The organism is Serratia sp. CY37869 (assembly GCF_052168895.1).
Lineage (GTDB): Bacteria > Pseudomonadota > Gammaproteobacteria > Enterobacterales > Enterobacteriaceae > Serratia > Serratia ureilytica.
On the sequence record NZ_JBJNLU010000001.1, the window covers coordinates 664,976 to 690,388 of the forward strand.

The window sequence follows — 25,413 nt, forward strand, 5'->3', positions numbered from 1 at the left end:
CTAAAAAGTCATTTCGATGGATTGTCGGGACACGGGTCATTAATGGACGCATAGTGGAAGTATTTGTCGATGTCTCCAGGCTGGAATGTCGGGCGGTTCGCCCATTTACAAGCCTGTTTTATCCAGCTTTTCATGCGCAGATCCCAAATGGCTGTGCCGGCGCTTGATGAAGAAACCAGCCATTCTCCATCCTGAGAAAGGGCGAGGGCGGTGATTGGCGTCGTGTGGAAGTCTTGTGCGATGTGCATGGCTGAACCTGCGACGAACACGGACAACTGCCCTTTGTTGTCCCCCATGGCGACGGTGTTGCCATCACCCGCGACGGCCAATAGATGGGGGATAAAAAAAGAATCATTTTTCTTCTGTGTGAACGACCAGTCCTCCCCGTTTATCGTTGCGGAATATATCTTGCCCGAGAAGTCGCCCAGCAGCATCGTTTGGCCTGAAGAATCGAACGCCAGTGTTTCGATCGGCGCACGCATATTGCTGGATTCAGAACGTTCGCTCGCAACCTGAATGACGCGGGTTTTGACTATCTCAAGTTCTTCACGTGACTGAGCGTTGAATCGCCATGAGACGATTTCATTCTTGTCATTTATGGTCATGATTTCGTCGCTGTTGGGTTTGAACCAGGGCAATGGAAAGTAGACGTTGCGCTGAGTTTTAATTTCTTTGCAGGTGAATCCATGGGGGGCTGACGCGGTGAGGCGATACAGTTTATTGGCGAGCTCTCGCCCGTTCTTGCCGACGAGGGTAACCGCCAGCAGGGTGCCGGCATCATTGACGCGAATGGCGGCGATGCGGCGGCCTGGCGGTTGCAGCAGGCACGCCAGCGGCTCGCCTTGGGAAGGTGAAATGAGCACATTGCGAAACACCTCAACGCCTTGCTGTTGCGCAGCAAAGAGCATCGTGGCTGAGGGGGACCACGCGAGAGCGACGACGTTCGATACCGGCAACTGCCGAATGACCGATGGTTGGCCGGTATTGGCATCCAACCGATATTGCGTCAGCCCTGTCGCCTGTACGGTGAATAGCTGACGGTTTGCTTTACTGTCGACAAACAGCGCAGGAGCTTGAGGACTAAGCAAAAATTGCCCTAAAGGATGTCTGTCAACGCGCAAATTGACTTTGAGTATGTCGCCGGCTTCACTGGTGACATAGGCGGTTTGCTCATCAGGCTCGGTCGCGACGCTGACCAACTGCCGCGGAAATTGCAAAAGGGTGCGGTTGGTGGGAGCGGCGGCATTATTGGCCGAAAACAGCCACAGCTTGAGGCTCCCATCCCAGCTTAATGACAAGAGGTCGCCATTTTGCAGATACTTGAGTTGCGCGACGGTTTGCTGATGAGCGTTGATAATCGTTGGCCAGTAAAAGAACGACGATTTTGGCAAGGGGGCGTCGGCTCGCGGCGAAACATCCTTTTCGACGTTATTCTTGGTCGGAGAAAGGCGTGAAGTCTCCCAGATATAAATGTAGCCATCCCTGCTGCCGGCTGCGATAAATCGTCCATCGGGGCTGATGTCGATACTGTAAAAAGTTTTGCTGTACTCGGTCTCTGGCGCGATGGCCGCCAATGGGATGGACTGTTGCGGTTTACCTTGGCTAAACGTCTGCCATTTGACTGCCCTGCTTGTGGCGATGGCGACGTTATCCAGAGCATTTTGGGGGGCGACGGCGGTGGCCATCACGGAGTTGGTTTTCTTATCGAATTGTTGTGACAATAATTCAAATTCGGCTCCGGATATTTTCCACACGGCCAGCGTACCGTCTTGATATCCGGCATAAAGCCTGTCGCCAGCTGCCGTGATGGCACGCACCTTGTTGCTTACATGCTTAGTGTTGTCACTATCGGGCAGATGTAGCGGGCCCCCCACGGTTTTTCTTGTCGCCAGACCCCAGATGCGGATCGTCCCATCGCCATCTCCAGTCGCCAATAGTTTAGGTGTGACGAATGTTAAGGTGTTAATTCCCGAGGGATGCGCCTGTTGCACCTCTTCGGGGGGGATGAATTCGCTGTTCGCACCGCAGGTTTTTATCGAGAAACGGTCACGGCCGATCTTGGCGCTAATGCATTCGTTCTCGCGGATTCGTACTACTGTGGTTTTGCCATCGCCGAGAGTATCAATGCGCTCAAGTTGTCTATAGCGGCCGAGATAGTCGCCGAGCAACATTTGAAAATTGAACGTCAACAGATTGTTTGAGTTGGCTGGTAACCGTAACTGCGCGCCGGCCGCGGTGGCTAAGGCTTCCAAACTTGGGTTGGGGTGATCGTTGAGAATGGAAAGAATACCGGTTTGAATGGCGAGATAATTCAACGCGAGCTTGGTTTTCTGTTGTTCATCGGCGCTTTTGTCAACAAAGAAACCAATAATTATCGCCAAAACGGCGATGACTAAACCCGAAGCGCAAAAAAGCTGCTGTTTCCTGCGGCGATACGACGCATACGCCGCGAGGAATCGCGCCTCGACTTTTGAATCGGGAGCATCGCTTTCCGCCGGCCTCATTTTTCGTTGGGTACGGTATGGCAGGGCGCGAAAGTAATCTGGTTTTTCGCCGTCCATATGCCATATCCGCGCCTGTTTTTGCCATTCTTTCAGATTATTGCTACGCCACTCTTCTATGCTGCGGCGTACGGGGCCGGCTAAACGATCGTGCGCCAATTCATACCACATGTCGTCTTCACGGCTTTGACGACGGATGAGATGGTGCTCCTCGAGCTTTTGAATTTCTTTAAGTGATGGCCCGTCCGTGCTTTGCGGGCTGAAAATCACGGCTGAGCGGCGCCCACTTAACGTCAGCAGATACCGGTCTATCCAATCTCCCAACGTTCTGAATCGATGGGGATCTTGCGCCGCCAGATTGAGCGTCTTGGTGCAGTAATCCAGTAAGGCATTGTCCGGGTTATATCCCGCCACGTCGGCGACGCGAACCTCACCGACCTGCCGCTCGGTTTGGCTTAAGGTGTTCCACAGATCCGTACAGATAACCTGCAGCTGTACCGGTTCCACGGTCTTACTCGGGCGTGCGCCTTCCGGCGCTTTAATCAATTCGCTGACCAGCAACTGCGCCGCATCTGTTCCGTCTTGCACTGGAAAAGCGACGCCCATGGCTTCTGCCGGCCCCTTGATGGCGGCGACGGCTTGCTCGACCGACAATAGGTTTAAACGGTAGGTGTTGTTAAGGCGGGTGGGAATATCATCGCGGAAATCATCAAGCCAGGAGAAGTATTCTTCTCGCATGCTGATGAGGAGCCAGATAGTTTTTTCGTCGTTTGACAGCAGTTCTTTCAACTGCTGGAAAAAGACTTTTTGTTGCTCGTAGGGGACATTACCGGTTAACACTTCCTCAAATTGATCGAGCACCAACAGAAGACGCTTCGGCGGATCAGATTCAGGCAGAGTGATACGGTTGAAGTAGGTAAGAAGCGTATCATTGGGACGAATCGAGCCAAAACTATCTTGGTCCAGGCGCTGCAAGAGGGAGATGACCGGATCGGTATCATCGGCCTGCGCGATGCGCTGCACGGGTAAAACATGGAACAGCGTTGTCAGTGTGGATAAAAGGCCGTTCTTGGCCATCAAAAGCGAGGTTTTACCCGCTCCGGAAGGGGAGTACAGCACGATTATCCGATCCGAGATTAAGCGCCATTGCAGTTGCTTAATGTCCGCGTCGCGACCGAAGAGTGTTTGTTCGGCGCTAAAAGGGCTGGGGCCTACGTAAGGAGCCTTCATGAGTCCTCCTGCGTACGGGCATTTAATTCCGCCATAAAGGTGGTAACGTCTCCCCAGTACAGACGCCATTGGGCCTTCGTCTGCAGGTATTTTTCGATATAGCGGCGTGCGCTGCCGGGATCAAGAATGCTGTTTGGATCAATTTGTACAGAGAAATGTTCGATATTTTTGCGCAGGTCATGGCCTTCCAACAGTAAAAGGCTGCGAAACAGTACCCGAAACTCCCAGGATTCAGCCTGCAGGCCGACAAACAGCAGCGCGCTGCTGTTCAGCCTGGCACGGACGTAAAGGGGAATGGCGTCTTGGGCGGAAGAGACTTTGGTCAGGTAGTCAAAAAAATGATCTTCGGTTAACACCAGCGATTTTGGCGTGGATAAATCCCCGAAGAGCTTGAACACGATCGGATGGGTCGCAGTGCCTTCGTCCGCCGGGCTGGCGGGGGCTCGGCTGACATAATTGGCATCGCAAATTTCAGCGTGTATATTCCACCTCAGCAGGCGGACTGTCGGCGTCGCGCCCTGTTCTTTGAGGGCATCGACCAGTAGATCGCTGGGATCGGTGGTGATGTAAACCGGGAGTTTATAGCCGGCCAAGATCCGCAGCGGATCAAGAGGGGTACGGGCGCGGATTTTTTGCCCCACCACTGAAACCAGTTCTCCTAGTGATGTGTAGATCTCCATTTGATCTAAACCTTTTAGCCGGTCCGGCACATCGTCAGGATATTTCTCAAGAATTCGCTCATAGACGTACTTGTAAAATTCCTGACGGGGGTATTTGTCTTGCCGCATCACGGCAAGATATTGTGCAATCTGCGGCAGACCCGCCACGTCGTGCCCACCTAACGGATAGTGGTAGATTTCCCCCCATTCACGTGCCAGTTCACGCCGCGAGCCGAACAGCGCTTCGTTCATGCTCGGGCCGAGGATAGGAGTGCTGTCTTGGCTGGTAATATTGTCGACGATCAGAGCCCAGGGATCCTTATTTTCGTCGGAAACACCGAATCCGGGTGGATACCAAATACGTGCATTATTCAACCGGGTAAAAACGACCGGGATCCACCAGTCCGGTGAGTCCATGATTTTTGCCCGCGCACTGGCGGTAGCGCGATCGACTTCGCCATGCTCCGCCAGCTGTCTGAAAAACTCCGGGATAAATTGCGTTGCCGCAGACATCGAAAGCTTGCCCTGCATCGCCAATACCGCCGGCACGCCCTCTTTGGCTAACAGGGGGCCCAGAGCGACCAGCGCGTCGCGTGCGGGATTGCCGGCACCGGCGCTTTGGCAGGAGCATAGGACGACCAAGCTGGGAATTCTCTCCAGCGCGCCCAAACGCGCGGCGAAATCTTCGCCGGTGACGCTGGCGGCATTCCCGGTCTCATCCTCCAACCACAACACGGCGCCTTGCTGCCCGACAATGCCGTGACACATGAGATAGAGAATGTCGGCTCCCTCTTCTATGCCTTCGATAATCGCCTGGAGCGTCGCGCTTCCGCGCCGCGTGAGCGTGGTTAACGGAACATGACGCAGCGCATTTTCAGCGAGCTCCTGCTCATGAGGAACGTTGATGGGCGGGAAGGTTTCCGACAGGTCCTGAGGATTGGCGATGGCTAATAGTGCCTTAATGCCTTGTTTAGGGCGCAACATTGGGAGGCGGTAAGTTCGGGCCGCCAGATAGCGCGAAAAAACGCACTGATTGCTGCGTAAGAGATGTGTGGCCGTATCGGTGGGATCAACCAGCGTTTCCCAAGGGAGGCTGTGTAATATGGATGCATTTGAATCGATAAGCAGGCGTATTTTTAGCGGGCTTTGCTGATGGTCAGAAAATGCCCGTGCGGACGTGAATGCATCACGCAGTGCGGGCTGCATAAACAGTGATTCCGATAATAACCGGCCCATTCTTTGCGGGTTGCGGGAGTAAAATGTCGGATCGTGGATGTTTAATGCCAACGGGATGAAAGGGGTAATATTTTCGCTTTCGTCAAAGCGCTGGCGAAAACTGGCTTGAAATTCATCGAGTGAATTCCGCTGAAACACGATCTCAAGTTCCGCATAGCCTTTCATGAACGTACCCCCGACAGTAGCGTTGTCGACAGCATTGACGACCAAAACGAGAGAGGGAGGCGGGAGTCTACCCAGCGTATTTCAGCACGTAGTTATTTAGATAACTGATTTTTTTTTATTTAATATTTTGCTGAGACACTGGGTGTTCAGAGCGTCGCCGACCAGTTCGTGACGGTATAATATACATCTAGCTTGAATAAGGATTTCTGTCCAATATGGCGCGGTGTTGATGAGGAGCGCTTCGCTACTGAAATAAAATAAGGGCGAAAATTAATAGATAAATAACGATAGGATGCGTTGTATCGATTTTTGCGCACAGCCATGCAACGCAAAAAGCAAAAAGCAAAAAGCAAAAAGCAAAAAGCCCGCTCGGGTTTCCCTGAGCGGGCTTCTCTAAATATGGCTCCTCTGACTGGACTCGAACCAGTGACATACGGATTAACAGTCCGCCGTTCTACCGACTGAACTACAGAGGAATCGTGTGAACGGGGCGAATAATAGCGGGGCATCCGGGGTTTGTCAAAGCGCTAAACTGCAAAAAAAGCGCGTTTGCTGAGGGAATGAGCACCTTGCGCTGTTTTTCGGCATTTTCCATCGCTATGCGTTGATTTTTGCATCCCCAATCGTTTTGACGCCGCTTGCACACGCCTTTGCACGGCGATGGTGCAGGGCCGTTCTCCCACCCATACTTCCACTCGCGCTAACCGTATTGGCCAGACCCTGGTTAACGGCGCCACACGCCGCGCCGCAACTGATATGTAGGATGAATAAGCAAACAATATGTATTCGTCGTCACAATGGCTGGATTTTTGCTTACCCATTTTTGGGGAATGCGACTGCGCTCTCAAGAAAATTATTTTCCCCGTCTACACATAAAGTGACTGATCCGCGCCCCAGGGCGTTTCGCTACAACAGTGCTGAGGAAGATAACAATGTCATCGAAATTGATAAAAAGTCCGCTCGCTGCTTTGCTCATCGGTTGTTTAGGTACGGCGTTTTCCGCGCAGGCCGATATCGTCATCGGCGTCGCCGGGCCGTTCTCCGGGCCGAACGCCACCTATGGCGATCAGTATTGGCGCGGGGCTTCGCAGGCGGCGGCGGACATCAACGCCGCCGGCGGGATCAAAGGGGAAAAAATCAAACTGGTGCAGGGGGATGACGCCTGCGAACCGAAACAGGCGGTCGCGGTCGCCAACCGGCTGGTGGATCAGGACAAGGTGTCGGCGGTGGTCGGCCACTTCTGTTCCTCATCCACCATGCCCGCCTCCGAGGTGTATGACGAGGCCGGCATCATCGCCATTACCCCCGGCTCCACCAACCCGCAGATCACCGAGCGCGGCATGAAGACCATGTTCCGCATGTGCGGGCGCGACGATCAGCAGGGCGTCATCGCCACCAACTACATGCTGGATACCCTGAAGGCCAAACGCATAGCGGTGATCCACGATAAAGACACCTACGGCCAGGGGCTGGCGGACGCCGCCAAGGCGGCAATGAACAAGCGCGGGGTTAAAGAGGTGCTGTATGAGGGGCTGTCGCGCGGCGAGAAAGACTTCAACGCGCTGGTGACCAAGATCGCTTCGGTCAAGCCGGACGTGGTCTACTTCGGCGGTTGCCATCCCGAAGCCGGGCCGCTGGTGCGCCAGATGCGCGAGCAGGGCGTGACCGCCAAGTTCTTCTCCGGCGACTGCGTGGTGACCGAAGAGCTGGTGACCGCCGCCGGCGGGCCGCAGTACACCAACGGCGTGCTGATGACCTTCGGCAACGATCCGCGCCAGATCGCGGAAGGCAAGGCGGTGATCGCCAAGTTCCGCGCCAGCGGCTTTGAGCCGGAAGGGTACACCCTTTACTCCTACGCTTCGATCCAGGCGATCGCCGCCGCCTTCAACGCCACCGGCGGCAAAGACAGCGCCAAGGCCGCCGAATGGCTGAAGTCGCACGATGTTGACACCGTGATGGGTAAAAAAGCCTGGGATCAGAAGGGCGATCTGAAGGTCTCGGATTACGTGGTCTATCAATGGGATGACAAGGGCAAATATCACCAACTGTAAACGGCCGAACATTGAGGGTGTGACCCTATGACCGACGGGCCGCCGCCTTGGCGCGCCCGTTCCGCGACTACCTTTGGGCCGCGTCGGACTGCGTTGGCGGCCTTACCAGGCGAGACTGCTCATTATGGATGTATTCTTTCTGCAACAGCTGATCAACGGCCTGACCCTCGGCGCGGTGTATGGCCTGATCGCCATCGGCTACACCATGGTTTACGGCATCATCGGCATGATCAACTTCGCCCACGGCGAGGTGTACATGATCTCCGCCTACCTGTGCGCCATCGGTCTGGCGCTGCTGTCGTTCTTCGGGCTGCAATCGTTCCCGCTGCTGATCCTCGGCACGCTGGTATTCACCATCGTCATCACCGGGGTGTACGGCTGGGTGATCGAGCGTATCGCCTACAGGCCGCTGCGCAACTCCACCCGCCTGGCGCCGCTGATCTCCGCCATCGGCATGTCGTTAATCCTGCAAAACTATGCGCAGATAAGCCAGGGGCCGCGCCAGCAGGGCATCCCGACGCTGCTGAGCGGCGTGTTCCGCCTGGAATTCGACGGCGGCGTGGTGCAGATCACCTACACCAAGGTGTTCATTCTGGTGGCGTCGCTGCTCGGCATGGCGATCCTCACCTACATCATTCAGCGCACCCGGCTGGGGCGCATCTGCCGCGCCACCCAGCAGGATCGCAAAATGGCCTCGATTCTCGGCATCAATACCGATCGGGTGATCTCGCTGGTGTTCGTGATCGGCGCCGCCATGGCCGGGCTGGCCGGGGTACTGATCACCATGAACTATGGCACCTTCGATTTTTACGTCGGCTTTATCATCGGCATCAAGGCCTTCACCGCCGCGGTGTTGGGCGGCATCGGCTCGCTGCCGGGCGCGATGCTGGGCGGGCTGCTGCTCGGCGTGGCGGAGGCGCAGTTCGCCGGCATGGTGAATTCGGATTACAAGGACGTGTTCTCCTTCGGGTTGCTGGTGGCGATCCTGATCTTCCGCCCGCAGGGCCTGCTCGGCCGGCCGCTGGTCGCCAAGGTTTAAGGAGAACGCCATGTCGCAATCCGTAATCAACGGCGGGCTGAACGTCAAACGCAGCCTGCTGGATGCCGTTTTGGCCGGGCTGATCGCCCTGATCGTGTTCGGGCCGATCGTCGGCATCGTGCTGAACGGCTACAGCTTTAACTTCGAGCCGCACCGGCTGGTGTGGATCATCGTCGCGGTGATGGCCGGGCGGCTGCTGCTGAGCCTGTTCCTGCAAACCGCGCCGGGCCGCAAGGTGTTGGCGCGCTTCGACGGCGGCAACGACGGCGTTTACGTGCGTCCGCTGGGCTATAAATCCAATCTGCGCTGGTTCCTGCCGCTGATGGCGGCGATCGCGCTGCTGTTCCCGTTCGTCGCCACCAAATACCTGCTGACGGTGGCGATCCTCGGCCTGATCTACGTGCTGCTCGGACTGGGGCTGAACATTGTGGTCGGGTTGGCGGGGCTGCTCGATCTGGGGTACGTGGCGTTTTACGCCATCGGCGCCTACGGGCTGGCGTTGGGCTACCAGTATCTCGGGCTCGGTTTTTGGGCGATGCTGCCGCTCGGGGCGCTGATGGCGGCGTTGGCGGGCGCGCTGCTGGGCTTTCCGGTGCTGCGGATGCACGGCGACTATCTTGCCATCGTCACGCTCGGGTTCGGCGAGATCATCCGGCTGGTGCTGAACAACTGGATGTCGCTCACCGGCGGGCCGAACGGCATTTCGGTGCCGGCGCCGACGGTGTTCGGCCTGGAGTTCGGCCGGCGCGCTAAAGACGGCGGGGTGCCGATCCACGAGTTTCTCGGCATCGATTACAATCCCAATCTCAAGTTCATCTTCATCTACGCGATGCTGTTTTTGGTGGTGCTGCTGGTGCTGTACATCAAGCACCGGCTGACGCGCATGCCGATCGGCCGCGCCTGGGAGGCGCTGCGCGAGGACGAGATCGCCTGCCGCTCCCTCGGGCTGAACCACGTGCTGGTGAAGCTGTCGGCGTTTATGCTGGGCGCTTCCACCGCCGGGCTGGCGGGGGTGTTTTTCGCCACTTACCAGGGGTTCGTTAACCCGACTTCGTTCACCTTCTTCGAGTCGGCCCTGATCCTGGCGATCGTGGTGCTGGGCGGCATGGGCTCCACCCTCGGCGTGGTGCTGGCGGCCTTTGTGCTGACGGTGGCGCCGGAGCTGCTGCGCAGCTTCGCCGAATACCGGGTGCTGCTGTTTGGCGTGCTGATGGTGGCGATGATGATCTGGCGGCCACGCGGGCTGGTGCGCATCAGCCGCGCCAGCTTTGCGGAACGCAAGGGGGTGGCGCCATGAGCGACGCCATTTTGCGGGTGGAACACCTGATGATGCGCTTTGGCGGCATCAAGGCGCTGAACGACGTCAATCTGGAGGTGGAGCGCGGTTCCATCACCGCCCTGATCGGCCCCAACGGCGCCGGCAAGACAACGGTGTTCAACTGCCTGACCGGTTTCTATCGCGCCACCGGCGGCGCGATCCTGCTCAATACCCACAAGCGGCCGACCGATGTGATCCAGGTGCTGGGGCAGAAGTTCCGCGCCGGCGACTGGATACGCCCGAAGCGGCTCGGTTCGCGCCTCTATTACAAGATGTTCGGCGGCACCCACCTGGTCAACCGCGCCGGGCTGGCGCGCACCTTCCAGAATATCCGCCTGTTCCGCGAAATGTCGGTGGTGGAAAACCTGCTGGTGGCGCAGCACATGCAGAGCAACCGCAATCTGATCGCCGGGGTGCTGAATACGCCGGGCTACCGCCGGGCGGAAAGCGCCGCGCTCGATCACGCCTTCTACTGGCTGGAGGTGGTGGATCTGGCGGACTGCGCCAACCGGCTGGCGGGGGAGATGTCCTACGGCCAGCAGCGGCGGCTGGAGATCGCGCGCGCCATGTGCACCGCGCCGGAGATGATCTGCCTCGACGAACCGGCCGCCGGGCTGAACCCGGTGGAGACGGCCGCGCTGAGCCGCATCATCCGCTTCCTGCGCCAGCATCACGGCATCACGGTGCTGCTGATCGAGCATGACATGGGCATGGTAATGGAGATCTCCGATCGGGTGATCGTGCTCGATCACGGCGATGTGATCGCCCGCGGCACGCCGCAGGAGATTCAGCACAACGAGGCGGTGATCGCCGCTTACCTGGGCGCGGACGAAGAGGAGCTGGCGGGATGAGCGAAACGATGTTGGAATTTCGCGAGGTCGATGTGTTTTACGGGCCGATCCAGGCGCTGCGCCAGGTGTCGCTGCAGGTGAACGCCGGGGAGACGGTGGCGCTGATCGGCGCCAACGGCGCGGGCAAGTCCACGCTGTTGATGTCGATCTTCGGTCAGCCGCGTATCGCCGGCGGGCAGATCCTGTTTCGCGGCGAGGACATCAGCCGCCGCTCCACGCACTTTGTTGCCAGCAGCGGCATCGCGCAGGCGCCGGAGGGGCGGCGCATCTTTCCGGACATGAGCGTGGAGGAGAACCTGCTGATGGGCACCATCACCGTCGGCAATCGCTACCTGGAAGAGGATTTGCCGCGCATGTTCGAGCTGTTTCCGCGCCTGAAAGAGCGGCGCAACCAGCGGGCGATGACCATGTCCGGCGGCGAACAGCAGATGCTGGCGATCGCCCGCGCGCTGATGAGCCGGCCGAAGCTGTTGCTGCTGGATGAACCAAGTCTGGGGCTGGCGCCGATCGTGGTGCGGCAGATCTTCGGGGTGCTGCGCGAACTGACCCGCAGCGGCATGACGCTGTTTCTGGTGGAGCAGAACGCCAACCATGCGCTGAAACTGTCCGATCGCGGCTATGTGATGGTCAACGGCCAGATCCGCCTCACCGGCAGCGGGGAAGAACTGTTGAACGATCCGCAGGTGAGAAAGGCGTATCTGGGCGGCGGCTGACAGCCGCCTGCGGGCAGGGAAGCCCGCGTTCATTTTTCGGCGTCGCGCTCTTGGCTATCGTAGTGCGAGCGGGCTGCCCTGAAGGCGTCGGCGGAGGAGATAATCCACGACCAGAGCGGCAGCATGTTGAGCAGCATTTCTTCCCCCGCCTCGGTGATGGTGTAAACCACGCGGGGCAGTTTTTCCTGATAATCGCAGCGCGATATCAACCCATCCCGCTCGAGATGGCGCAGCGTCCGCGTCAGCATTCTCTGCGTCACGCCCGCTAATTGGCGGCCTAGTTCGCCGTGGCGCAGCGGCCCGTGGGTGCCCAGGAGATGCAATACGCCCAGCGACCAACGGTTGCCCGCATGCGCGAGGATCTCGCGCTTCAATCCTTCATCGTCGTTGCTCAATGCTTCACAGAACGCTTGCGAAAATTGCAGCAGCGCTTCCCGATCGCTCGTCATATTCCTCCCCGGTATCACGCGTGTACCTAATTGAACCCGTTTTTGTCAGCTGTCAGGATGACGCAGTGTCAAGACAGGAGGCAAGCATGAAATCCACAAATCCATCCATCAATACCGTGCTGATACTCGGCGCCGGCGAACTGGGGCTGCCGGTACTGCGAGCGATGAGCCGGCAGGCTCAGTTATCTCCATCTTTAAAAATCAGCGTACTGCTCCGGCCGGAGGCCGCCCGCGCCGTGAGCGGCCCGCTCCGGGCGCGGCGGGATGAACTGGCGCGGCTCGGGATCGCCGTGGTGGAAGGCGATCTGCAGCAAAGCGGGGTGGAGGCGCTGAGCGTGCTGCTGCGCGGCTTTGATGCGGTAATCAACTGCAGCGGCTTCGTCGGCGGGGCGGGCACGCAGATAAAGATCACCCAGGCCGTTTTGCAGGCCGGCGTGGCGCGCTACTTCCCGTGGCAGTTCGGCGTGGACTACGATGTCGTCGGTAAAGGCAGCGGGCAGCCGGTGTGGGATGAACAGCTCGAGGTGCGTCACCTGCTGCGCGCGCAGAGCGCAACGGAGTGGGTGATTGTTTCCACGGGTATTTTCACCAGCTACCTGTTTGACTCGGGTTTTGGCGTGGTGGATGTGGAACGCAAAACCGTGCGCGCGCTGGGTGACTGGCAGTATGCGGTGACGCTGACCACTCCCGAGGACATTGGCCGGCTGACGGCCGCGATTTTTTTCCATCGGCCCGCGTTTCGCAACCAGGTGGTCTATATCGCCGGGGACACGCTGACCTACCGTGAGCTTGCCGATCTTATGCAGGCGCACTGGGGCGTGGAGGTCAACAGAGTCCTGTTGGACAAAGAGAGGCTGCAGGCGGAGGTGCGGAATCATCCGCATGACGTCGGCGCGAAATACCGGCTGGCTTTCGCCCGACCCGACGGCGTGGCCTGGGATAAGGCGAACACCTTCAATGCGCGCCAGGGCATGGCCGCCACCACCGCCGGCCAGTGGCTGGCTTCTCAGGGCGGTTAATCGCCTGTGCGCCGCAGTCAGAACTGGCGCTGCATCCAGCGCACGTTCAGCCGCACCAGCGCGATGATGGCGCTGGAGAGCAGCCGCAGCCCGCCGGGCATGTCGCGGCGGCGAATGTCCAGCAGCAGCACGGTGCGCACCTGCGGGCTGTCGTTCCATACCTCGTGCTCGAAGGTATCGTCCCACAGCATGAACTCCCCTTCGCGCAGCCGGTATTCGCGGCCGTCCACCTTCAGCACCGCCGCCGGCGCGCCGTCGGCGCGTTTGGGCATGTCCAGCACCAGATAGCCGCGCAGAATGCCGCGGAACGGGCCGCGATGGGGCGGCACCTGTTTGCCGGGCGCCAGGAAGGAGAGCGACGCGGACAACACGTCCGGCGAGGAGGCGATCAGCGCCGCCAGCGTCGGGCAGCGTGCCAGGTTGCGGGGGATGGGCTGGCCATAGGCCTTCATGATGAACATGCGCCAGTCGCGCGCGTCGTTGGCGGAGATGGACGCCTGCTGGCTCATGATCTCGTGGAAGCGCGGGATATTGTGCAGATCGTGGGCGACCGTCAGCGCCTCTTCGCGGATCTGCCGCCATTGGGCGGTAAAGCGTTCGGCGTCGGGGAAGAGGGCCGCGCTGTCGAGCACCGGCTGGCCCTGGATGCGGCGATCGTAAACATTGCGCAGGGCAAGTACGGACCAATCATAAATCGCGGACATCATAATGACCTCGCCTCAGGAAACGCCAAAGGGACACTGCGCGGGTCTTCGGCGCGGCGCGTGGGCGGCCGGGGAAGAGCGGCAGGAAAAATTGGTACGCTTCAATAGATTAGCACAGCATTTTGGCAACCGTGCGTCGGTGAGCGTGTCGATGGGCGGTGAAAAAAACCACACAATTAAAATGTGACGCGTATCGCATTTAGCGGGCCGGTTGGTTAAAATATCGCGACTTGCCCGCACCTGTCCGGATTTTTTTTACCATGGAACACGCTCCCGTTTCCCGCTCAACCGCCTGGTTGCGCGTGGTCATCCTCGCCGTCTCGGCCTTTATTTTCAACACCACCGAGTTTATTCCGGTCGGTCTGCTGAGCGATATCGCCGCCAGCTTTTCGATGCAAACCGAACAGGTCGGCTTGATCATTACCATTTACGCCTGGATCGTCGCCGCCGCCTCGCTGGCGTGCATGCTGCTGACCAGCAAGATCGAGCGCCGCAAACTGTTGATCGGCGTGTTCATGCTGTTTATCGCCAGCCACATACTGACCGCCGTGGCCTGGAACTTTACCACGCTGGTTATCTCGCGCGCCGGCGTGGCGCTGGCGCACTCGGTGTTCTGGTCGATCACTGCCTCGCTGGCGATCCGCGTGGCGCCGCCGGGCAAGAAAGCCCAGGCGCTGAGCCTGCTGGCGGGCGGCACCGCGCTGGCGATGGTGCTCGGGTTGCCGCTCGGGCGGGTGGTGGGGCAGTTGCTCGGCTGGCGCATGACCTTTATCGGCATCGCGGTGTGCGCCACCCTGGCGCTGGTGCTGCTGTGGCGCCTGTTGCCGGTGCTGAAAAGCGAGCACTCCGGTTCGCTGGCCAGCGTGCCGCTGCTGTTCAAGCGCCCGGCGCTGGTGGCGCTGTACATGCTGACCATCATTGTGGTGACGGCGCACTTCACCGCCTACAGCTACATCGAGCCGTTTATCCAGACCGTGGCCGGGCTGTCGGAGAACTTCACCACGCTGATGCTGCTGCTGTTCGGCGCCGCCGGCATCGTCGGCAGCCTGCTGTTCAGCCGCTACAGCGAGCGTTTTCCTTCCGGCTTCTTTATCGGCGCCATTACGCTGCTGGCCTTGAGCCTGCTGCTGCTGTTGCCGGCCGCCGGCAGCGAAAGCCATCTGACGGTGCTGTGCATCTTCTGGGGCATGGCGATCATGGCGATCGGCCTGTCGATGCAGGCCAGGGTTTTGAGCCTGGCGCCGGACGCCACCGACGTGGCGATGGCGATCTTCTCCGGCCTGTACAACTTCGGCATCGGCAGCGGCGCGCTGCTGGGCAACCAGGTGAGCCTGCATCTGGGCATGGGCAACATCGGCTTCGTCGCCGCGCCGCTGGCGCTGATCGCCCTCGGCTGGTGCTTGCTGAGCGCCTACCGCAGCGAACGGCTGCAGCAGCACCACAGCCGTTAACCTGCCGATTCGGGATGCCGCTGCGGCATCCCGCGCTACATTTTCCTGCTATAAAACAGGCTGCTGCAGCGTTTTATGCTTAACTTTTTTTCATAGTCTGCTAATTAAAAATTTAACTCCGACGCCGCTTCGCTAGCATAGAAAGTCATCAAAAATGTTAATGCGAGGTTAATGGTGAGTGAATCTGTAGCGGCGTCGCCGATCCATGCGCGGGATTTGGCGGCCAGAATCGACGCCTTGCCCGCGTCGGCCGGCCTGTGGCGCTTTATCATTCTGCTGTCGCTGGGCGGCTTTTTCGAACTCTACGATCTGTTCCAGACCGGCTATATCAGCACCGGCCTTATCGCCGACGGCATTTTCCACACCGGTGCGCAGGGCGTTTTCGGCGTGTCGGATCAGGCGGCCTTTGCCTCCGCCACCTTTCTCGGCCTGTTCGTCGGCGCCAGCCTGCTGAGCCCGTACGCCGATCGCTTCGGCCGGCGCGCCACCTTTATGTTCGCCCTGATCTGGTATGGCGCCTTCTCGCTGCTGTTGGCGTTTCAACAGCAGGCGGAATGGGTGATCTTTCTGCGTTTTCTGGTGGGCGTCGGGCTCGGCATCGAGTTGGTGACCATCGATACCTACCTGACGGAGTGGGTGCCCGCGCACTTGCGCACCCGGGCTTTCGCCTTCGCGTTCTTCGTGCAGTTTCTGTCGGTGCCGGCGGTGGCGCTGATGTCCTGGTGGCTGGTGCCGCAGACGATTTGGGGGCTGAGCGGCTGGCGCTATGTGGTGATCGCCGGCGCGCTGGCTTCGCTGGTGATTTGGCTGGTGCGCAAGGGGCTGCCGGAGTCGCCGCGTTGGCTGGTGCAACAGCGGCGCTATGCGCAGGCCCGGCAGGTAATGCGGGACATGGAACGGCGCTGCGGCGTGGCGGCCGCGGACTTCCCGTCGCGCCCGGTGGACGATGCCGAGGGAGCGCCGCTGCGCGGCCGCTTTCGCGACATCTGGGCGCCGCAATATCGCGATCGCACGCTGATGCTGGTAGTGATGAATTTCTTTCAGGCCATCGGCTTCTTCGGCTTCGGCAACTGGCTGCCGGCGCTGCTGTCGGGCAAGGGCGCGTCGGTCACCCACAGCCTGCTGTACGCTTTCTTTATCACGCTGGCCTACCCGCTGGGCTCGCTGCTGTGCAGCTTCTACGCCGACAAGATGGAGAACAAGTGGCAGATCGTGTTGTCCTGCCTGGTGACGGTGATCTTCGGCTCGCTGTTCGCACTGCAGAACAACCCGCTGTGGCTGATCCTGTGCGGTTTCTTCATCACCTGGTCCAACGCCTGGCTGACCTACAGCTACCACTCGTATCAATCCGAGATCTTCCCGACCCATATCCGCGCCCGCGCCGTCGGTTTCTGCTACTCCTTCAGCCGGCTGTCGACGGTGTTCAGCAGCATCATCATCGGCATTATCTTGCAGTACGGCGGTTCGCTGGGGGTGATCGCGTTTATCGTCGCCAGCATGCTGATCGTGATGCTGGTGATCGGGCTATTCGGCCCAAAAACGCGCGGTATCGATCTGGAAAACATCTGACGTTTTGCGCCGGCGGCGACGCCGGCTTCTTCAGCAAAAAAACTCGCGATCATGCGAAAATTATTCCGTTATCACTGCCTTTGCGCCTGCCGTACTGTTAACCCGTCCAAAATCCAATTCGATACCGAGCGGGGAACACGTCATGAGCACTCTTACCGCGCCCGATGGCGCACGCATTTTCTATAAGGATTGGGGCCGCGGCCAGCCGATCCTGTTCTCGCACGGTTGGCCGCTGTCCGCCGATGCCTGGGACAACCAGATGCTGTTTTTCGGCCAGAGCGGGTTCCGCGTGATCGCCCACGATCGCCGCGGCCACGGCCGTTCTGATCAAACCTGGCACGGCAACGACATCAACCAATACGCCGACGATCTGGCCCTGCTGATCGAAACGCTGGATCTGCGCGATCTGATCCTGGTCGGCCATTCCACCGGCGGCGGCGAAGTGGCGCGCTACATCGGCCGTCACGGCAGCGATCGGGTGGCGAAGGTGGTGCTGGTCGGCGCCGTGCCGCCGCTGATGCTGCAGACGCCGGTCAACCCAGAGGGCACGCCGATGGCGGCGTTCGACGGCATTCGCAGCGGCGTGGCGGGCAACCGCTCGCAGTTCTTCAAAGAGCTGGCGGTGCCGTTCTATGGCTTCCACTGCGACGAGGTGGAGAGCAACGCGGGGCTGATCGACAGCTTCTGGCTGATGGGCATGCAGGGCGGCGTGAAAGGGCAGTACGACTGCGTGCGCGCGTTCTCCGAAGTGGATTACACCGCCGATCTGCTGGCGATCGACAAGCCGACGCTGCTGGTGCACGGCGACGCCGATCAGATCGTGCCGATCGGCGCCTCGGCGCTGAAAGCCGCTAAGCTTATGCAACAGGCGGAGCTGAATGTTTACGCTGGCGGCTCTCACGGTTTGGCGCAGGCCGATCCCGATCGCTTCAACGCCGATCTGCTGGCCTTCATCCAGAATTCACCGTTTTAAGGGGGCGCGATGAACCTGACTGTTATCGCCGCCCGCTGCGCGCAGCGGCTGCACGCGCCTGCGGTGCGCTGGGTGCTGCTGCTCGCGATCTGCGCCGCCTATATTCAGGGCGGGCTGGTCAAGGCGCTGAACGTTGAGGGCGCCATCGCCGAGATGGCCCACTTCGGCCTGCAGCCGGCGGCGCTGTTCGCCGTGCTGGTGACGCTGCTGGAACTGGCGGCGTCGGCGCTGATCCTGAGCGGTTTTTATCGCTGGCTCGGCGCGTTGGCGCTGGCCGGTTTTACCCTGATGGCGACGCTGATGGCCAATCCGTTCTGGCAGTTCGACGGGACGGAGCGCGACCTGATGATGAACGGATTTTTTGAACACCTCGGGCTGGCCGGCGCGCTGTTGCTGGTGGCATTTAACGATTTGAAGGAGCGAACGGATGGCTGAACAGACGGAAAACAAGGCGGCGGCGGGCGGCTTCGCGCCGCTGAAAATTCCATTATTTGCGGTGCTGTGGGGCGCCACGGTGCTCGGCAACGTCGGCAGTTTTATGCGCGACGTCGCCAGCTCGTGGCTGATCACCGACCTGTCGAGCAACCCTTCGGCGGTGGCGTTGATGCAAACCGCCGCCACGCTGCCGGTGTTCCTGCTGGCCATCCCGGCCGGGGTGCTGTCGGACATTCTCGATCGGCGACGCTTTCTGATCTTCGTGCAAATTCTGCTGGCCTGCGTCAGCGGCAGCCTGTTGCTGCTGTCGCAGACCGGCGCGCTGACGGTGGAATACCTGCTGGCGCTGACCTTCGTCGGCGGTATCGGCGCGGCGCTGATGGGGCCGACCTGGCAGGCGATCGTGCCGGAGCTGGTGCCGCGCGCCGAGCTGAAAAACGCCGTGGCGCTGAACTCGCTGGGCATCAACATCGCCCGCTCCATCGGCCCGGCGGCCGGCGGTTTGCTGCTGGCCAGCTTCGGCGCCGGCGCGGCCTACGGCGCGGACGTGATGAGCTATGTGCTGGTGATCGCGGCGCTGCTGTGGTGGAAGCGGCCGAAGGTTGAGGACAGCGGCCTGTCGGAACACTTCTTCGGCGCCTTCCGCGCCGGGCTGCGCTATGCCCGTTCCAGCCGCGAGCTGCACGTGGTGCTGCTGCGGGCGGCGGTGTTCTTCGCCTTCTCCAGCTCGGTTTGGGCGCTGCTGCCGCTGGTGGCGCGCCGCATGCTGGGCGGCAGCGCCGGTTTTTACGGCGTCCTGCTGGGGGCGGTGGGCGCCGGGGCGATCCTCGGGGCGATCGTGCTGCCGCGCCTGCGCCAGCGGCTGAACGCCGACGGGCTGGTGTTGCTGGCGGCGGTGCTGACGGCGGCGGTAATGGCGGCCCTGTCGCTGGCGCCGCCGCAGTGGCTGGCGGTGGTGCTGCTGTTGGTGCTGGGCGCCGGCTGGATCATTGCGCTGACCACGCTCAACGGCGCGGCGCAGGGCGTGCTGCCTAACTGGGTGCGCGGCCGCGGCCTGGCCATCTATCTGATGGTGTTCAACGGCGCGATGGCGGCGGGCAGCCTGTTGTGGGGGCTGGTGGCGCAGGAGCTGGGCGTGGCCGCCACGCTGCTGGTCGGCGGCGTCGGCCTGTTGGCGGCGGGGCTGCTGTTCCACCGCCTGCGTCTGCCGACCGGTGAGGCCGATCTGCAGCCGTCGAACCATTGGCCGGAGCCGTTGGTTAACACGCCGGTCGAGAACGATCGCGGCCCGGTGATGATTCAGGTGGAGTACCGCATTCGCGAGCAGGATCGGCCGCAGTTCTTGCGTACGCTGCTGATGCTGGAGCGGGCGCGTCGCCGCGATGGCGCTTACGCCTGGGGCATCACCGAGCACACCGGCGATCCGGAATGCATCATGGAGTGGTTCCTGGTGGAATCCTGGGCGGAGCATCTGCGGCAGCACCAGCGGGTATCGCACGCCGATGCCGATCTGCAGCAGGAGGCGCTGCGCTTCCATATCGGCCCTGAGAAACCGGTGGTGCATCACTTCCTGTCGCTCGACCGGCGTCAGGTGAAGCATTAACTGCACGGCCAGGCGGTGAGAAGGTGCTATGCTTTTGGTCGGTTCGGCGGCGCGGCCGCCGTAAGACGAATGTAGTCAGCACAGGGAGACATATTGATGACGGCACCTTCTGCTTTTGCCCGCGAGCTTGGGCTGCGCTATCCGATCGTTCAGGGGCCGATGAACGGCGCGTCGCCGCCGGCGCTGGCGGTGGCGGTGAGCAACGCCGGGGCGCTGGGATCGTGCGCGGCGGCGCTGTTTTCCCCGGCGGTGATCCTCGAGCGCGTGCAGCAGATCCGCGCGCAGACCGCCGCGCCGTTCAACATCAATCTGTTTCTGCTCGATGAGCAGCACCCGGATCTCGCCGAGCTCAAGCGCGCCCAGCACCTGCTGCGGCCGTTCCGCGAAGCGCTGGGGCTGAGTGAACCGCCCATGCCGACCCAATTCGCCGAAAACAACCGCGACCAGATCGCGGCCCTGCTGGAGGCTGCGCCGCCGGTGGTCAGCTTCACCTTCGGCGTGCTGCCGCGCGCGACGGTCACGCAGTTCAAGAAGGCCGGCTCGCGGGTGATCGGCACCGCCACCACGGTGGCGGAAGCCCGCGCCTGGGAAGAGGCGGGCGCCGACTTCGTCTGCGTCTCGGGCGCGGAGGCGGGGGGGCATCGCCCGACCTTCCTTGGCGATATCGAACAGTCCTGCGTCGGCCTGATGGCCCTGTTGCCGCAGGTGGCGGCGGCGGTGAAGATCCCGGCGATCGCCGCAGGCGGCATCATGAACGGGCGCGGCATCGCGGCGGCGCAATTGCTGGGCGCGCAGGCGGCGCAGCTGGGCACCGCATTCCTGTGCAGCCCGGAGTCGGGCATCGCCGAAGCCTGGCGAGCGGCGCTGCGCAACGCTGGCGATGACAGCACGCGCCTGACGCGCGCCTTCAGCGGCCGCCCGGCGCGCGGCATCGTCAATGATTTCATGCGGCAGATGCGCGCGGAAGAGGCGCAGATCCTGCCTTATCCGGTGCAGAACGCGCTCACCGGCGATATTCGCCAGGCGGCGGCCAAGGCCGGACGCGCGGAGTTTATGTCGCTGTGGGCCGGGCAGGGCGTAGGCCTGGCGCGGCCGATGCCGGCGGCGGAGCTGGTCGCCACCCTGGCGGCGGAGCTGGAAGCGGTGTGACCTCGTCGGCGCGATTTATTGCTGTGGCAATGTAAAAAGACGCCGGGGTGAGGCCTGATAAGAGATGAACAGTCCGGCGTTCGCGCCGGACTGTTGGTTTCTTGGCTAGACGAGAATATCGGCGGAAGCGTCGACATGCCCAACGATTTTGACAAGGAAATCAGGCAATTGATTGCCGGAGAGATTGATGGCCAGATCGGTGACATTCTGCTGCGCGTCATAATTCAGCGCCGCTTCATACAAAGAGCCGCTTAAACTATCCACGAAGTGCAATTCGCTCCCTTCGGCCTTAGCCGTCTGGTTGAGCCACGACAGGTCGATTTTATCCACCGCCGTCTGGAAATCGCGGATCCAATCCGGCGCGGCGGCTTGGCTGTCGCCGGCTTCGCGGAAGACGAAGGTGTCCGCGCCTGCATTGCCCCAGAGCTGATCGGCGCCGCCGGCACCGTAAATGATGTCGTTGCCTGCACCGCCTTTTAACGTATTGTTCAGCGCGTTGCCCACAAGAATGTCGGCGCCGCTGCCGCCGATGATATTTTCAATCTGCGCGCCGTAGGCGATGGCGATATTCGCCTTCAAGCCGCCGACATCAGAGAATGCGCCTTCGTTAATGTTGATGCGCTGATCCTGGCTGTAGCCTGAAAAATCCAGCGTGTCATTGCCGCCGGCATCCCAGATAGCCGCCACGATTTTGTCCGTGGACGCCTTAACGCTCAAAAAGTCTCTGTCCGTATTCGAGTTGAAACCATAGGTGGTATCGCCGGTGCGCGTGGTGGTATTCGCGCCGTAAAGCTTCTGTATGGCGGTAATATCATCCAGCTGCGGCCCTGATGGCCAAACGCCTTTATAGTCAGCGCTGGTGTATTGTTCGTTAAAATAGCTCATCAAAGAATATTGATGGTCGTCTTCATAATACTTCGCCGAGTTGGCGTAGGTGGGGTAGGTGGCATTTGACGCATCATAATTGCCGGGATGAGAAAGCCCCAACGCATGCCCTATTTCATGAGTCAGCGTATCCCTCGCGTAGTTATTGGTTTGCGGATTGGAGGCGTCGTAGCCGTTATTGCCGCTGATCCAAATGGTGCTTTTTAGATTGCTCTGCGTACTTTCATACGAGGTGTAATTGCCCCCGCTGGCCGCCTTATAAAAACCAAACTTTATATCTGCATTTTTCGCGTCGTTGCCTTTAACCTCGGTGAACGTGATGTTGGCCACATCCGACCAGGATTGTAATGAAAGCTTGGTTTGGGCTTGCTGGGCGGCGGTAAGCTGCGAGGCGCCCGTCTTGTCGCTGCCGGTATAGACGGGGAAAGAGTAGGTCAAGGTAGCCGCATGGTCGGTCACGCCTTTGCCATTGGCGGAATAATGGCTCCTCAGCAGCAGATCTGAAACCTCTTGCGTGGTATATGACGGTTTACTGCTCCCCGCGTGATCGCCTCTTTCATAACGGGTTAAATAATCGGAAATCTTATCGGTCGCTAATGACATATCAAACTCCTTTGGACGTTGACAATATTGCACCTAACGCTCTATATGCTCGTACACAGGTTTGAAAATCAGGGGTAATTAAAGTGATATCATTGGCTTGCCTCCTTGGTCTGGCTTGAATATTGCGTTCAAGCGGAATATATCCTTATCATTAATCACGGTGAGGAATTAATTGTGCACTGTGATTGAGTTAAAGCAGTATAAACATAATTATTTTATTAATGAGTTATTCTTATATGAATCTTTTACATAAGATATGAGTAAAAGACGTGTTTAAATAACTCGTTGGAATTAAATCTTTATTTAATATTTCTCTGTAATCGGCGCGCGGCGTTTGCGTCGCTGATTTATCTTTCTGCTTTTCCAGCTTTTTATCTGTGAAATGCGGTGAGTAGCCGCCATTGCCGTAACGCATAGAGGCGGCCACACGCCGGCTGTCGTCATTAATCGGATACGGGATTATTGAGGGCGCCCGCGTACACCGATTAACTTGCCTGATACTTAAAAACTGTAGGTGCCCTGCGCCAGGACGAAGTTCATGCTTTTCAGCCCGGCATGGTGCTGCAGGCTGTTGCTGACGTCGAAGTAGACATAGGCCACCTTGAACTGAAGATCGCTGCGCGGTGTCCAGGTGGTTTCGACCTGATACTGGTTGCCGATAAAGCGCGAGCCCTGCGCGCTGCCTTTCACCGGGCGCATCGGGCCGAGGTAGAAGGCATCCTCGCGGCGTTGCCGCCATAACGCGTCCCAGCTGAAGTCGATGGACAGGGTTTGCCACGGCGTGATCGTGACCGAAGGATGGATGGCGATCAGGTTCGCCGGCGCCACCAGCCCGTTCTCGGTCAGGTAGGGCAGCTTGGGGTACATGGCGTTAAAGGTATTGAGCTGCCCGTCGTGACCGTTTTTGTCGCCGCTGGCGATGCCGATTTTGCCGCCAAAGCGCGGCCGCCAGCGCCAGTCGTTCGCCGTATAGCCGGCGTGCGCCGACGCTGACCAGGCGCGGATGTCGCGCTGTTCCGCGCTGCCGAACTGCCAGGCGGTCTCATTGTCCCAGTCGAAGCCCTGCGCCGCGCCGAAAATGCGCGCGCCGACGGTGTAGCGCCGCTCTTGCCCGCTGAGCTGCGCGTAGTGGGCGTCGTTATCTTCAAAGCCGAAGGTATAAAGATCGAGCGAGGAAGCCAGCGGCGTCAGCGGTGTGGTGCCGTACAGCCCCCATACCTTTTGGCTGTTGTCGGTATCGTCGTCGAAACTGCCGGTTTTGAGCGTAATGGGGTGGCCGATAAAGGCGTCGAGGCGGTTTTTGTCCTTGACCCAACTGGCGCGGATAGCGTCGAAGGAGCGGCGCACGTTGGGGCCGTCGCGGGTGCCCAGCAGGTGCAGCGAGCCCAGCGCAATCTCCTGGCGGCCGATCCGCAGGGTGCCGAGGCCGTAGGCGGTGGGCAGTTTCATATCCACATAGCCCTGGCCGAAGTAGGCATGATCTTCGTCGGTCGGCTTGCGCCCGCGGTCGCGCGGCGTGGCCAGCGACGATCCCACCTGCACATAGGCGCCGACATAGTCGCCGTAGTCGAGGCGCGCGCCAACCAGCAAGCGCTGCATGAAGGTGTCGTCGCGTCCGCCGTTCAGATCCCGCTGATCCGTCCATTCATAGCGCTCGCGCAGTGAACCGTCGAAAGACAACGTGGCCGCATCGCCCAACGGGATGTTTTTCCAGGGGGAAGCGGCGGGCTCCGCCGCCAGCGCGGGGAGCGTGGAGAACAGCAACAGTGCGGGTAGCGTGCGTTTCATCATGGATATCCGAAGAAAAAAGCGCGCCGCAGCGCGCCTTGGGTTTATTTAGCCGTCTGGTGAATTTCGGCGATATAGCCGCCGGGGAAGCTCACCAGCGCCGAGGCGCGGCGTTCCGCCGCCGTCGAATGCCACAGCACCTGCGCGCCGCTGGCCGTCGCTTTGGCCAGCGTGGCCGACAGATCGTCGACGCCATAGCCGGTGCGCTCATGGCCGAACGGATAAGGCAGATGCCCGTCGGTGACGAAAATGCGCGTTTTGCCGAAGCGGGAGTCCAGTTCGATCTGGCGGATCTTGCCGTTGCCGTTACGGCCGATCGCCGCATCGCTGACTTGCGCGTCGCTCGCCACCTTGGCGTGCGAGAATGCCCGATAGCTGTTCAGGAAGTCGTCGACGCGATAGGCGGAGAGGTACAGGCGGTTTTCCGGCACGCTCAGCAGCGGCTTGTAGTTGGGCGCTTTGGTGTGCCAATAAAGCTGCATGTTGACGCCGCCGGGCCACTGGATCACTGCGTCGCGGCCAATCGGATCGTCGAAGGGTTCGACCTGCACATCGGCGCCGGCGGCCTTGGCTTGCCGGATGGCGGCGTCCATATCCCTGACCAGAAAACCGTTGCGCTCGGCGCCAAACGGATGCGGGATCGGCGTTTTGAAATCGAACACCGAGAAGCTGCCGGCCGGCGTCAGTATCAGCTGGGAGTAGGTTTCGCTGGGCGTGGGCGTGACGTTGACCAGCACGCGTTCGGTGCTGGTGCCGCCGAAGGTTTTCAGGATGCTGTCGACAAAGGCATCCATCTTGCCGCGTTCGACGTAGACATGGGTGGTGTCATACTGCGGCCCTACGGCGACAGACGCCGTATCGGCCGCCCATGACATCGCCGGGAGCAGCAGCGCAAGGGCCGATATTCTCAGCCGACGAGAAGAAATGCCGATAATATGTTGCATGTTGACCTCCAGGTAGCGGTTATTTTCCTGAGTGAAGCGTAATTTCCCATGAGCTTTCCCGTCGGCTGAAAAATAAAA

At 60.1% G+C, this 25,413-nt stretch carries 19 protein-coding genes and 1 tRNA gene; 12 read left to right on the forward strand and 8 right to left on the reverse strand.

What is annotated here, in order from left to right:
• Positions 1–8: 8 nt before the first annotated feature.
• From ACJ8J1_RS03275 to ACJ8J1_RS03285, 3 genes are all read right to left on the reverse strand, one after another.
• Positions 9–3,731, reverse strand: coding sequence for an nSTAND1 domain-containing NTPase (locus ACJ8J1_RS03275; RefSeq protein WP_033643753.1), 3,723 nt, complete (start codon positions 3,729–3,731; stop codon positions 9–11).
• Positions 3,728–5,791, reverse strand: coding sequence for a CHAT domain-containing protein (locus ACJ8J1_RS03280; protein ID WP_033644322.1), 2,064 nt, complete (start codon positions 5,789–5,791; stop codon positions 3,728–3,730). Before ACJ8J1_RS03280 ends, ACJ8J1_RS03275 begins: the two co-directional genes overlap by 4 nt.
• 400 nt (positions 5,792–6,191) lie before the next feature.
• Positions 6,192–6,267, reverse strand: a tRNA-Asn gene (locus tag ACJ8J1_RS03285).
• Positions 6,268–6,723: 456 nt separating this feature from the next.
• On the opposite strand from ACJ8J1_RS03285, the gene ACJ8J1_RS03290 reads away from it, so the two are divergent.
• The 5 genes from ACJ8J1_RS03290 (at position 6,724) to ACJ8J1_RS03310 (ending at position 11,763) form a co-directional block, all read left to right on the forward strand.
• Positions 6,724–7,842, forward strand: coding sequence for a branched-chain amino acid ABC transporter substrate-binding protein (locus ACJ8J1_RS03290; RefSeq protein ID WP_016927040.1), 1,119 nt, complete (start codon positions 6,724–6,726; stop codon positions 7,840–7,842).
• A gap of 124 nt (positions 7,843–7,966) precedes the next feature.
• Positions 7,967–8,881, forward strand: a complete 915-nt coding sequence (locus ACJ8J1_RS03295; RefSeq protein ID WP_033643752.1) for an ABC transporter permease subunit — start codon at positions 7,967–7,969, stop codon at positions 8,879–8,881.
• A gap of 10 nt (positions 8,882–8,891) precedes the next feature.
• Positions 8,892–10,178, forward strand: coding sequence for a high-affinity branched-chain amino acid ABC transporter permease LivM (gene livM / locus ACJ8J1_RS03300; RefSeq protein WP_033643751.1), 1,287 nt, complete (start codon positions 8,892–8,894; stop codon positions 10,176–10,178).
• Positions 10,175–11,050, forward strand: coding sequence for an ABC transporter ATP-binding protein (locus tag ACJ8J1_RS03305; RefSeq protein ID WP_033643750.1), 876 nt, complete (start codon positions 10,175–10,177; stop codon positions 11,048–11,050). Before livM ends, ACJ8J1_RS03305 begins: the two co-directional genes overlap by 4 nt.
• On the forward strand, positions 11,047–11,763 hold the full coding sequence (locus tag ACJ8J1_RS03310; RefSeq protein WP_033643749.1) for an ABC transporter ATP-binding protein: 717 nt from the start codon (positions 11,047–11,049) through the stop codon (positions 11,761–11,763). The genes ACJ8J1_RS03305 and ACJ8J1_RS03310 overlap by 4 nt, the downstream gene beginning before the upstream one ends.
• 29 nt (positions 11,764–11,792) lie before the next feature.
• On the opposite strand, the gene ACJ8J1_RS03315 is transcribed toward ACJ8J1_RS03310, so the two are convergent.
• Positions 11,793–12,212, reverse strand: coding sequence for a winged helix-turn-helix transcriptional regulator (locus tag ACJ8J1_RS03315; protein ID WP_033643748.1), 420 nt, complete (start codon positions 12,210–12,212; stop codon positions 11,793–11,795).
• 86 nt (positions 12,213–12,298) lie between these two features.
• On the opposite strand from ACJ8J1_RS03315, the gene ACJ8J1_RS03320 reads away from it, so the two are divergent.
• Complete coding sequence (locus ACJ8J1_RS03320; protein ID WP_033643747.1) at positions 12,299–13,231, forward strand: aromatic alcohol reductase; 933 nt, start codon at positions 12,299–12,301, stop codon at positions 13,229–13,231.
• 17 nt (positions 13,232–13,248) lie between these two features.
• Here ACJ8J1_RS03320 and ACJ8J1_RS03325 read toward each other — a convergent pair whose 3' ends face one another.
• Positions 13,249–13,935, reverse strand: coding sequence for an aspartyl/asparaginyl beta-hydroxylase domain-containing protein (locus ACJ8J1_RS03325; protein WP_033641388.1), 687 nt, complete (start codon positions 13,933–13,935; stop codon positions 13,249–13,251).
• 260 nt (positions 13,936–14,195) lie between these two features.
• Between ACJ8J1_RS03325 and ACJ8J1_RS03330 the strand changes: the two genes are divergently transcribed.
• The 6 genes from ACJ8J1_RS03330 (at position 14,196) to ACJ8J1_RS03355 (ending at position 21,115) form a co-directional block, all read left to right on the forward strand.
• A complete protein-coding gene (locus tag ACJ8J1_RS03330; RefSeq protein ID WP_033643746.1) occupies positions 14,196–15,386 on the forward strand; it encodes a sugar transporter in 1,191 nt (396 codons plus the stop codon).
• 171 nt (positions 15,387–15,557) lie between these two features.
• Entirely contained in the window at positions 15,558–16,955 is a 1,398-nt protein-coding gene (locus tag ACJ8J1_RS03335; RefSeq protein WP_004928618.1) for an MFS transporter, read from the forward strand.
• A gap of 142 nt (positions 16,956–17,097) precedes the next feature.
• Positions 17,098–17,928, forward strand: coding sequence for an alpha/beta fold hydrolase (locus ACJ8J1_RS03340; RefSeq protein ID WP_033643745.1), 831 nt, complete (start codon positions 17,098–17,100; stop codon positions 17,926–17,928).
• Between the two features lie 9 nt (positions 17,929–17,937).
• Positions 17,938–18,363, forward strand: a complete 426-nt coding sequence (locus ACJ8J1_RS03345) for a DoxX family protein (protein ID WP_033643744.1) — start codon at positions 17,938–17,940, stop codon at positions 18,361–18,363.
• Complete coding sequence (locus ACJ8J1_RS03350) at positions 18,356–19,966, forward strand: MFS transporter (protein WP_033643743.1); 1,611 nt, start codon at positions 18,356–18,358, stop codon at positions 19,964–19,966. The genes ACJ8J1_RS03345 and ACJ8J1_RS03350 overlap by 8 nt, the downstream gene beginning before the upstream one ends.
• Before the next feature lie 96 nt (positions 19,967–20,062).
• Positions 20,063–21,115 (forward strand): NAD(P)H-dependent flavin oxidoreductase, encoded by a 1,053-nt coding sequence (locus ACJ8J1_RS03355; protein WP_122016235.1) that lies wholly within the window; start codon positions 20,063–20,065, stop codon positions 21,113–21,115.
• 105 nt (positions 21,116–21,220) lie between these two features.
• On the opposite strand, the gene ACJ8J1_RS03360 is transcribed toward ACJ8J1_RS03355, so the two are convergent.
• From ACJ8J1_RS03360 to ACJ8J1_RS03370, 3 genes are all read right to left on the reverse strand, one after another.
• On the reverse strand, positions 21,221–22,603 hold the full coding sequence (locus ACJ8J1_RS03360; protein ID WP_122016236.1) for a serralysin family metalloprotease: 1,383 nt from the start codon (positions 22,601–22,603) through the stop codon (positions 21,221–21,223).
• A gap of 501 nt (positions 22,604–23,104) precedes the next feature.
• Complete coding sequence (locus tag ACJ8J1_RS03365) at positions 23,105–24,391, reverse strand: alginate export family protein (protein ID WP_240993312.1); 1,287 nt, start codon at positions 24,389–24,391, stop codon at positions 23,105–23,107.
• 44 nt (positions 24,392–24,435) lie between these two features.
• Entirely contained in the window at positions 24,436–25,335 is a 900-nt protein-coding gene (locus ACJ8J1_RS03370) for a VOC family protein (RefSeq protein ID WP_162997205.1), read from the reverse strand.
• Between the last annotated feature and the right edge of the window lie 78 nt (positions 25,336–25,413).

Excerpts from the sequence above, each read along its gene's own strand:
- ACJ8J1_RS03355 (WP_122016235.1), top strand. The coding sequence starts at position 20,063 with ATGACGGCACCTTCTGCTTTTGCCCGCGAGCTTGGGCTGCGCTATCCG.
- ACJ8J1_RS03315 (WP_033643748.1), bottom strand. The coding sequence starts at position 12,212 with ATGACGAGCGATCGGGAAGCGCTGCTGCAATTTTCGCAAGCGTTCTGT.
- ACJ8J1_RS03280 (WP_033644322.1), bottom strand. The coding sequence starts at position 5,791 with ATGAAAGGCTATGCGGAACTTGAGATCGTGTTTCAGCGGAATTCACTC.
- ACJ8J1_RS03310 (WP_033643749.1), top strand. The coding sequence starts at position 11,047 with ATGAGCGAAACGATGTTGGAATTTCGCGAGGTCGATGTGTTTTACGGG.
- ACJ8J1_RS03275 (WP_033643753.1), bottom strand. The coding sequence starts at position 3,731 with ATGAAGGCTCCTTACGTAGGCCCCAGCCCTTTTAGCGCCGAACAAACA.
- ACJ8J1_RS03290 (WP_016927040.1), top strand. The coding sequence starts at position 6,724 with ATGTCATCGAAATTGATAAAAAGTCCGCTCGCTGCTTTGCTCATCGGT.
- ACJ8J1_RS03360 (WP_122016236.1), bottom strand. The coding sequence starts at position 22,603 with ATGTCATTAGCGACCGATAAGATTTCCGATTATTTAACCCGTTATGAA.
- ACJ8J1_RS03340 (WP_033643745.1), top strand. The coding sequence starts at position 17,098 with ATGAGCACTCTTACCGCGCCCGATGGCGCACGCATTTTCTATAAGGAT.
- ACJ8J1_RS03345 (WP_033643744.1), top strand. The coding sequence starts at position 17,938 with ATGAACCTGACTGTTATCGCCGCCCGCTGCGCGCAGCGGCTGCACGCG.
- ACJ8J1_RS03325 (WP_033641388.1), bottom strand. The coding sequence starts at position 13,935 with ATGTCCGCGATTTATGATTGGTCCGTACTTGCCCTGCGCAATGTTTAC.
- ACJ8J1_RS03365 (WP_240993312.1), bottom strand. The coding sequence starts at position 24,391 with ATGAAACGCACGCTACCCGCACTGTTGCTGTTCTCCACGCTCCCCGCG.
- ACJ8J1_RS03320 (WP_033643747.1), top strand. The coding sequence starts at position 12,299 with ATGAAATCCACAAATCCATCCATCAATACCGTGCTGATACTCGGCGCC.
- ACJ8J1_RS03350 (WP_033643743.1), top strand. The coding sequence starts at position 18,356 with ATGGCTGAACAGACGGAAAACAAGGCGGCGGCGGGCGGCTTCGCGCCG.
- ACJ8J1_RS03330 (WP_033643746.1), top strand. The coding sequence starts at position 14,196 with ATGGAACACGCTCCCGTTTCCCGCTCAACCGCCTGGTTGCGCGTGGTC.
- ACJ8J1_RS03305 (WP_033643750.1), top strand. The coding sequence starts at position 10,175 with ATGAGCGACGCCATTTTGCGGGTGGAACACCTGATGATGCGCTTTGGC.
- livM (WP_033643751.1), top strand. The coding sequence starts at position 8,892 with ATGTCGCAATCCGTAATCAACGGCGGGCTGAACGTCAAACGCAGCCTG.
- ACJ8J1_RS03370 (WP_162997205.1), bottom strand. The coding sequence starts at position 25,335 with ATGCAACATATTATCGGCATTTCTTCTCGTCGGCTGAGAATATCGGCC.
- ACJ8J1_RS03335 (WP_004928618.1), top strand. The coding sequence starts at position 15,558 with ATGGTGAGTGAATCTGTAGCGGCGTCGCCGATCCATGCGCGGGATTTG.
- ACJ8J1_RS03295 (WP_033643752.1), top strand. The coding sequence starts at position 7,967 with ATGGATGTATTCTTTCTGCAACAGCTGATCAACGGCCTGACCCTCGGC.